This is a genomic window from Shewanella gelidimarina (assembly GCF_023283945.1).
Taxonomy (GTDB): Bacteria; Pseudomonadota; Gammaproteobacteria; order Enterobacterales; family Shewanellaceae; genus Shewanella; species Shewanella gelidimarina.
Window position 1 is genome coordinate 82,626 of record NZ_JAKIKW010000023.1, and the last position, 8,427, is coordinate 91,052.

General features: G+C 44.2%; 6 protein-coding genes. 5 read left to right on the top strand and 1 reads right to left on the bottom strand.

Going from position 1 to position 8,427, the window contains the following annotated elements:
- From ftsA to lpxC, 3 genes are all read left to right on the top strand, one after another.
- On the top strand, positions 1 to 1,236 hold the full coding sequence (gene ftsA / locus L2729_RS17570) for a cell division protein FtsA (RefSeq protein ID WP_248989432.1): 1,236 nt from the start codon (positions 1 to 3) through the stop codon (positions 1,234 to 1,236).
- Positions 1,237 to 1,267: 31 nt separating this feature from the next.
- Positions 1,268 to 2,440, top strand: coding sequence for a cell division protein FtsZ (gene ftsZ, locus L2729_RS17575; RefSeq protein WP_248989433.1), 1,173 nt, complete (start codon positions 1,268 to 1,270; stop codon positions 2,438 to 2,440).
- Positions 2,441 to 2,616: 176 nt separating this feature from the next.
- A complete protein-coding gene (lpxC, locus tag L2729_RS17580; protein ID WP_101089386.1) occupies positions 2,617 to 3,537 on the top strand; it encodes a UDP-3-O-acyl-N-acetylglucosamine deacetylase in 921 nt (306 codons plus the stop codon).
- Positions 3,538 to 3,544: 7 nt separating this feature from the next.
- Here lpxC and L2729_RS17585 read toward each other — a convergent pair whose 3' ends face one another.
- Positions 3,545 to 3,997, bottom strand: coding sequence for a DUF721 domain-containing protein (locus tag L2729_RS17585; RefSeq protein ID WP_248989434.1), 453 nt, complete (start codon positions 3,995 to 3,997; stop codon positions 3,545 to 3,547).
- A gap of 27 nt (positions 3,998 to 4,024) precedes the next feature.
- Between L2729_RS17585 and L2729_RS17590 the strand changes: the two genes are divergently transcribed.
- Positions 4,025 to 4,924: a M23 family metallopeptidase gene (locus tag L2729_RS17590; RefSeq protein WP_101089388.1), complete on the top strand. Its 900-nt coding sequence runs from the start codon at positions 4,025 to 4,027 to the stop codon at positions 4,922 to 4,924.
- Positions 4,925 to 4,983: 59 nt separating this feature from the next.
- Complete coding sequence (gene secA, locus L2729_RS17595; RefSeq protein WP_248989435.1) at positions 4,984 to 7,707, top strand: preprotein translocase subunit SecA; 2,724 nt, start codon at positions 4,984 to 4,986, stop codon at positions 7,705 to 7,707.
- The last annotated feature ends 720 nt before the right edge of the window (positions 7,708 to 8,427 follow it).

Below are 8,427 nucleotides of genomic sequence, written 5' to 3' on the forward strand. Positions count from 1 at the left end.
ATGACTAAGAATCTAGATAGAAATCTGATCGTTGCTTTGGACATAGGGACTTCGAAAGTTGCTGTGATCATTGGCGAAGTATTGCCTGATGGCGAGATCAGTATTGTCGGCCTAGGCAACCATCCGTCGCGCGGCATGGATAAAGGCGGTGTAAACGATCTCGATTCTATTGTACGCAGTGTGCAACGAGCACTTGATCAAGCGGAATTAATGGCAGATTGCCAAGTCTCTTCTGTTTACCTGAGCATTTCAGGCAAGCATATCGAATGCCAGAATGAAAATGGCATGGTGTCGATTAACGATGAAGAAGTGACGCAAGAAGATGTCGATAACGTTATCCATACGGCACGCTCAGTCAAAATCCCGACGGAAAGACGTATTTTGCACGTGTTACCGCAAGAATATGCTATCGACGTCCAAGATGGAATTAAGAGCCCTATAGGCATGTCAGGCATGCGTATGGAAGCCAAAGTGCATATCGTTACGTGTGCGAATGATATGGCAAAGAATATTACTAAGAGTGTTGAACGTTGCGGACTTAAAGTCGATGACTTAGTGTTTTCTGCCATCGCTTCAGCAGACTCAGTGTTGACTGACGACGAAAAAGATCTTGGTGTTTGTTTGGTTGATATCGGTGGTGGTACTACAGATATCGCGGTTTATACCAATGGAGCATTGCGTCATTGCGCTGTGGTACCAGTAGCGGGTAACCAAGTGACTAACGACATCGCCAAAATTTTTAGAACGCCATTATCGCATGCAGAGCAGATCAAAGTGCAACATGCGAGTGCGCGTAGCTCTATGGTCAGTCGTGAAGACAGTATCGAAGTCCCTTCAGTGGGTGGGCGACCATCACGTAGTATGTCGCGCCATACACTTGCTGAAGTAGTAGAGCCAAGATACCAAGAACTATTTGAATTGATATTAAAGCAATTGCGCGATTGTGGACTTGAAGATCAAGTTGCAGCGGGCATCGTTATTACTGGCGGAACAGCTTCGATAGAAGGGGCGGTTGATATTGCCGAAGCAACATTTGGTATGCCAGTTCGAATGGCACAACCGTTGCCAGTAAAAGGATTATATGAATACGTGGATCAGCCTATTTACTCTACTGGAGTCGGGTTGCTTCATTATGGAGCGCGCAGAGTGATTGAACGTCAGTTCGAGCGTCCTGAGCGACAAGGGGTAACCAGTCTTTGGAATCGGGTCCAAAGTTGGTTTAAAGGCGAATTTTAATTTAGCAACGCAGGCAAACGGAGAAAACACCATGTTTGAGATCATGGATAGTCATACAGATGAAGCGGTGATTAAGGTCATCGGTGTTGGTGGCGGTGGCGGTAATGCTATCGAGCATATGGTTAAGCACAATATTGAAGGTGTTGAATTCGTAGCGACTAATACGGATGCGCAAGCATTACGTAAGTCATCTGCAGGCACCACTATTCAACTAGGCCGCGATGTAACCAAGGGTCTAGGCGCTGGCGCTAACCCTGAAATAGGTCGTTTAGCAGCTGAAGAAGATAGAGAAAGTATTCGTAATGCAATTAAGGGATCTGACATGATCTTTATTGCAGCGGGTATGGGTGGTGGTACTGGTACAGGTGCTGCGCCAGTGGTTGCTGAGGTCGCTCGTGAAGAGGGGATCTTAACGGTAGCCGTTGTCACTAAACCTTTCCCATTTGAAGGGAAAAAGCGTATGACCTACGCTGAACAAGGTATTGAGCAACTTGCTAAGAATGTGGACTCGTTGATCACTATTCCAAACGAGAAACTACTTAAAGTGCTTGGTCGTGGTACCTCTTTACTTGATGCTTTTGCAGCGGCTAACAATGTACTGCTTGGCGCTGTTCAAGGTATCGCTGAGTTGATTACTCGTCCAGGTCTGATTAACGTCGATTTCGCCGATGTGAAAACGGTTATGTCAGAAATGGGTAACGCCATGATGGGTACCGGCGTTGCAAGTGGTGAAGATCGTGCAGAAGAAGCTGCTGAAGCTGCAGTCGCAAGCCCATTGCTAGAAGATATCGATCTAGCGGGTGCACGTGGCGTACTGGTTAATATCACGGCTGGTATGGATATGAGCATTGAAGAGTTTGAAACCGTGGGTAACCATGTAAAAGCTTATGCTTCAGATAATGCCACTGTTGTCGTGGGTGCAGTCATCGACCCTGAGATGTCAGATGAATTACGTGTAACGGTTGTCGCTACAGGTATCGGTGCTGAGAAAAAGGCGGATATCCAGTTAGTCACTAAGCCTGTTTCGCGTCCAGAACCTATTGTGCCAGCGGAAACATTTGCTGCGGAAGATCCTATTTCGGTTACGTTATCGCACGGTAATACCGCGGCAGTAACTCAGCCAGCAGTCGCACCAGTAGCAGAGAAAAAGAACGACCTTGATTACTTAGACATTCCTGCATTTTTGCGTAAGCAAGCAGATTAAAATCAATGTTAATAGCGTGTTAAGTAATGTGAGGTAATACTAATGTATTGTCTTAAAGCGGGGTCATTTTTGGTGAACTCGCTAAGATATGCTAAGATATGCGTCCAGCAACGCCATACACGGTTAATTAGTGTGCAGGGTGTGCTTTTTTGTTGAGCGAATAAACGGGTAAATACATGATTTTTCAAAGAACAGTCAAAGAAATAGTTAAAACTACTGGTGTTGGATTGCATTCCGGCAACAAGGTGACTTTGATCGTTAAACCCGCACCAGTCAATACCGGCATTATTCTTGTTCGTACGGATCTGTCGCCTGCAGTTGAAATTCCAGCTGTAGCCGATCAAGTTCGCGAAACAACAATGTGTACAGCATTGGTTAATGACGATGGTGTCCGTATATCGACAATTGAGCATCTTTTTGCAGCATTAGCCGGCTTGGGTATTGATAACGCTATCATTGAAGTTGATGCGCCTGAAATCCCCATTATGGATGGTAGTGCGAGTCCTTTTGTATTCCTGCTGCAATCGGTAGGTATTCAAGAACAAGCCGCAGCTAAGAAATACATCAAGATCACCAAACCTATTCGTGTTGAAGATGGCGATAAGTGGGCAGAGCTAAAACCGTTTAAAGGTTTTAGAGTTGATTTCGAGATTGATTTTGATCACCCAGAAATAGCCCGCAGTCAGCAACACATGGTAATGGATTTTTCATCATCTGCTTTCATTAAAGATATCAGTCGAGCGAGAACCTTTGGTTTTATGCGAGACATTGAATATTTAAGGGCTAATAACCTAGCGCTTGGTGGCAGTATGGAAAACGCTGTTGTACTTGACGAATATCGAGTTCTCAACCCCGATGGCCTGCGTTATGAGGATGAGTTCGTTAAGCACAAAATTCTTGATGCATTTGGTGACCTGTATGTAGCGGGTCACGCAATAGTTGGTGAGTTCTGTGCATACAAGACAGGACATGCCCTAAACAACCAGTTAGTGCGTGCAATGCTTGCCCAGCAAGACGCCTGGGAAATCGTTAGTTTCGAAAAAGAAGCTGACGCCCCAGTAAGCTTCTCAGTACCTTCGGGTGCCGTGTTCGCTTAATTATGAATTAAGATCGCTTTGGACGGCTGGCTAATGCAGCCAGCCGTTTTAGTTTTACCGCCAGAGTGCCTTCGGCATGTTCAGCTAAAGCTTCAATGTGAGCCGCCGCATTTTCACTTATGTGGTTGTGAGCTAGTTTGGGTTTTGTTGCATACATTAACAAGCTTGGGTTGACTTTGACCTCGATAGCGGTAAGCATGGGTAGCGTTTCGGCTTGCAGCATTTGCAGTATCTTGGGTTTTTGGAAGTTAATTCTTGCAGCCCAAGCAGCCGTCGTTGTTTCAATCACCAAGATACCTTGGCGTAGATTGGCAACTTTTAGCTGCTCTATCACTGGGCCAGTTAGCACTTTTTTTACGTAGTGATCTAAGTGTAATAGCAGTTCTGCTTTTTCAGCTAAGTTGGGCATGTTCCCTTGCTGATGCAGTAATTGACTGAGATCTTGTGGGGGCTTTTTCATATGATAATAAAATGGCTTAATTAGGCTATGAGTGTAACAGTTTTTATTCAAGGTCGAAACGGTGCCACACGCTGGCAACCGGGAAAGCGTTGGTTGCTTCTACCTATCTTGCTCATTGCAGCAGGTACAGGTCTTTATCAACACAATGCCAAACAGCTTATACAGCAACAGACTAATACTGATAATGAACGCTTAGCTCGTGAAGGGCAAAAAAGCGAGTTGAACTCTTTAAAGAGTGCAACTGAAACTCAATTGTCGATGTTGGTCACCCACGTTGCGCGTATGCAAGCTAAGCTCAGTCGTTTAGAAGCGTTGGGTCAGCAGGTTGCTTTAAACAATCAATTAGAAGATCAATTTGATTTCTCTTCAGAAGTCGGTGTTGGTGGTATCAGTGAATTAGGTACTAACATCGAACTCGATCAGCTCATTGCCGATATGGATGCGCTGGTATCACGAATGGATAATAATAATGTTCAGCTCTCACTACTTGAAACGGTAGCATCTAATCACCATATAGATAGAGAACGTTTTATATCTGGGCGACCAATTGAAAAAGGGTGGTTATCCTCGTCCTATGGTTTACGAAATGATCCTTTTAACGGTAAACGAACGATGCATAAAGGCATCGACTTTGCTGGAGAAGAGGGCGTCGATGTAATCGCTACTGCAGGTGGTGTTGTTATGTGGGCGGACAAGATGTTTGGTTATGGTGAGCTCGTTGAAATTGATCATGGTAATGGTCTACGAACTCGTTATGGTCACAATAAAGCTTTGTCAGTAACTGTAGGCGACGTGGTCGCGAAGGGCGATAAAATCGCTGTTATGGGAAGTACTGGGCGCTCAACCGGGCCTCATGTGCACTATGAAGTGTTACGCGGTGGACAGCAGATCGATCCGCAAAAATATGTCTACCGCAAGGCAGGTTAATCTAAATTAGGCTTTCAGGCTCTTAAAGGGACTTGGCCAACAACATAGAAGTGGTTCAGATGTTTGGTAAATTACTGACAAAAGTATTTGGTAGTCGCAACGATCGTACACTTAAAGTTTTCGGAAAAGTCGTTAATAAAATTAATGGTTTTGAGGAAGAGTACGCGCAGTTATCCGATGAAGATTTAAAAGCAAAAACAACCCTTTTTCGTGAACGACTCAATGCAGGTGAAACATTAGATTCTGTTTTACCTGAAGCGTTCGCTACTGTCCGTGAAGCATCAAAGCGTGTATTCGAAATGCGTCATTTCGATGTGCAGATGATTGGTGGCATGATCCTAGACAGTAACCGTATTGCAGAGATGCGTACCGGTGAAGGTAAAACGTTAACAGCAACCTTGCCAGCATACCTCAATGGTTTAACGGGCAAAGGTGTTCACGTCATTACCGTGAACGATTATCTAGCTGGACGTGATGCCGACAATAACCGTCCTCTTTTTGAGTTTCTTGGTTTAACTGTTGGTATTAATGTTGCGGGTCTTGGTCAGGTAGAGAAGAAAGCTGCCTACGACGCTGACATTACCTACGGAACTAATAACGAGTTCGGCTTTGATTATCTTCGTGACAACATGGCTTTCTCGCCAGCAGAGCGAGTGCAGCGTCCCTTGCATTACGCCCTTATCGATGAAGTCGATTCAATCCTAATCGATGAAGCGCGTACACCGCTTATTATTTCCGGTGCAGCTGAAGATAGCTCAGAGCTTTACACCAAGATTAACACCCTTATTCCAAACCTCATTCAGCAAGAAAAAGAAGACACTGAAGATGAGATTGGTGAAGGTGATTACTCTATTGATGAAAAAGCCAAACAAGTTCATATGACAGAACGCGGCCAAGAAAAGGTCGAAGTCTTGTTGACTGAGCGTGGCATGTTAGCTGAAGGCGACTCATTATATTCTGCCGCTAACATCTCGTTACTGCACCATGTGACTGCAGCGCTACGTGCTCATACCTTATTTGAAAAAGATGTTGATTACATTGTTCAAGACAATGAAGTCATTATTGTTGATGAACATACTGGCCGTACTATGCCAGGCCGTCGTTGGTCTGAAGGTTTACATCAAGCAGTAGAAGCTAAAGAGGGTGTTCATATTCAAAATGAAAACCAAACTTTAGCATCCATTACTTTCCAGAACTTCTTCCGTCAATATAAAAAACTAGCCGGTATGACGGGTACAGCCGATACAGAAGCATTCGAATTCCAACATATTTATGGACTCGATACAGTAGTCGTCCCAACTAACCGTCCTATGGTACGTATTGATAATCCAGATTTGGTTTACCTTACAGCTGATGAAAAGTATGCCGCTATTGTTAAAGACATTATTGGCTGCCGTGAGCGTGGGCAACCAGTGTTGGTAGGTACGGTATCCATTGAGCAATCAGAATTACTGCACAGTTTATTGAAGAAGCAAAAGATCCCACATGAGATCTTGAACGCTAAGTTTCATGAACGTGAAGCTGACATTGTGGCTCAAGCTGGGCGTCTTGGCGCCGTAACCGTTGCGACTAACATGGCCGGTCGTGGTACCGATATCGTGTTAGGCGGTAACTGGAATATGGAAATTGACGCCATTGCGAATCCGACTAGCGAGCAGAGAGTTACCATCAAAGCAGATTGGCAAATTCGTCATGATGAAGTTGTTGATGCCGGTGGTTTACATATTCTAGGGACAGAACGTCACGAATCTCGCCGTATCGATAATCAGCTACGTGGCCGTTCTGGTCGTCAAGGTGATGCAGGTTCATCTCGTTTCTATCTATCTATGGAAGATAGCTTGATGCGTATCTTTGCTTCTGACCGTGTTTCTTCAATGATGAAGAAGCTGGGTATGGAAGAAGGTGAGGCCATTGAGCACCCATGGGTATCTCGTGCTATTGAAAACGCACAGCGTAAAGTAGAAGCCCGTAACTTTGATATTCGTAAGCAATTGCTAGAGTTTGATGATGTTGCTAATGATCAACGTCAGGTTGTCTATGCTCAGCGTAATGAGCTAATGGATGCTGAAAGCATTAAAGACACTATTACCAATATTCAAACTGACGTCATTCAAGAGTTAATGGATCAATACATTCCGCCTCAATCAGTAGAAGAGTTATGGGATGTACCAGGTTTAGAGCAACGCTTGCAGCAAGAGTATTCAATGAGCTTGCCTGTTCAAGAGTGGTTAGATAAAGAAGATGAACTGCATGAAGAGACATTACGCGAACGTATTGTTGAAACATGGATTAACGCATACAAAGCAAAAGAAGAGATGGTCGGTGAGTCAGTACTGCGTCAATTTGAAAAAGCAGTCATGTTACAAACCTTAGATGGACTATGGAAAGAACACCTTTCTGCCATGGATCATCTACGTCAAGGTATCCACTTGCGCGGATACGCACAAAAGAATCCTAAGCAAGAGTATAAGCGTGAGTCATTTGAATTATTCCAACAAATGCTCGAATCACTTAAACATGACGTGATCAGTGTCTTGTCTAAAGTACAGGTACAAGCGCAGTCCGATGTTGAAGAGATGGAAGAGCGTCGTCGTCAAGAAGATGCAAAGATCCGTCGTGACTATCAGCACGCAGAAGCTGAAGCTTTAGTCGGTGCAGAAGAAAGTGCAGCACTAGTGGCTACACAGCCGCAAGTGCGTGACGGCGAGAAAGTGGGTCGAAATGATCCTTGCCCTTGTGGTTCAGGTAAGAAGTATAAGCAGTGCCACGGTAAATTGAGCTAAAAGCACTCGTTTCATGAAATAATTAAAAGGGTGACTGAGAAGTCACCCTTTTTTATTGTCATTTTTTTAAGGTTTTACGAGTGCCATTACCCAATGTGCTCACATTTGCTAAAGCCACGACAATATAGTGTTTATATTGCGATTGAATGTGGCAGGTAGACACAGATACACTAAATAGCATATTTATCTATGTATCACTTGAGTTTAGATCCAAATTAAATTCACGGTGTTGTATGTAAAACAGACGCTTAAGCTAAGATCTGTGGATAACTCTGAGGGTAAGTCGTGGCTAAAGTGTGGTTAAGTAAAAACATTGAAAAAAGGACGTTTTTTCTTAAAAAAGCACTTGCGCTTGCTGAGGAATTCCCTATAATTCGCACCCACTGACACGGCACAGCAGGCCAACTACTTAGGTAGTACGGGACTTGCAGCGGTGTTAGAGAGTTAAAACTCTTCGGAGATTTGATTCAGGTGACAAGCGCTTTAAGAGCTTCGGGTTTGACTTCTGATTAAGAAATCACCACTCGAAAAACTTCTTAAAATAAGCACTTGACGCTGACACTGGAGAGTGTAGAATACGCCTCCTCAAGCCAACGACCTAGCGTCTTCGGCGACACATGAAAGATGGTGTCACGCTCTTTAACAATATGACAAGCAAATCTGTGTGGGCACTCACAGGTGTTGAGTTATTCGAAATTGCCTCTTAGGAGGCAATCAAAA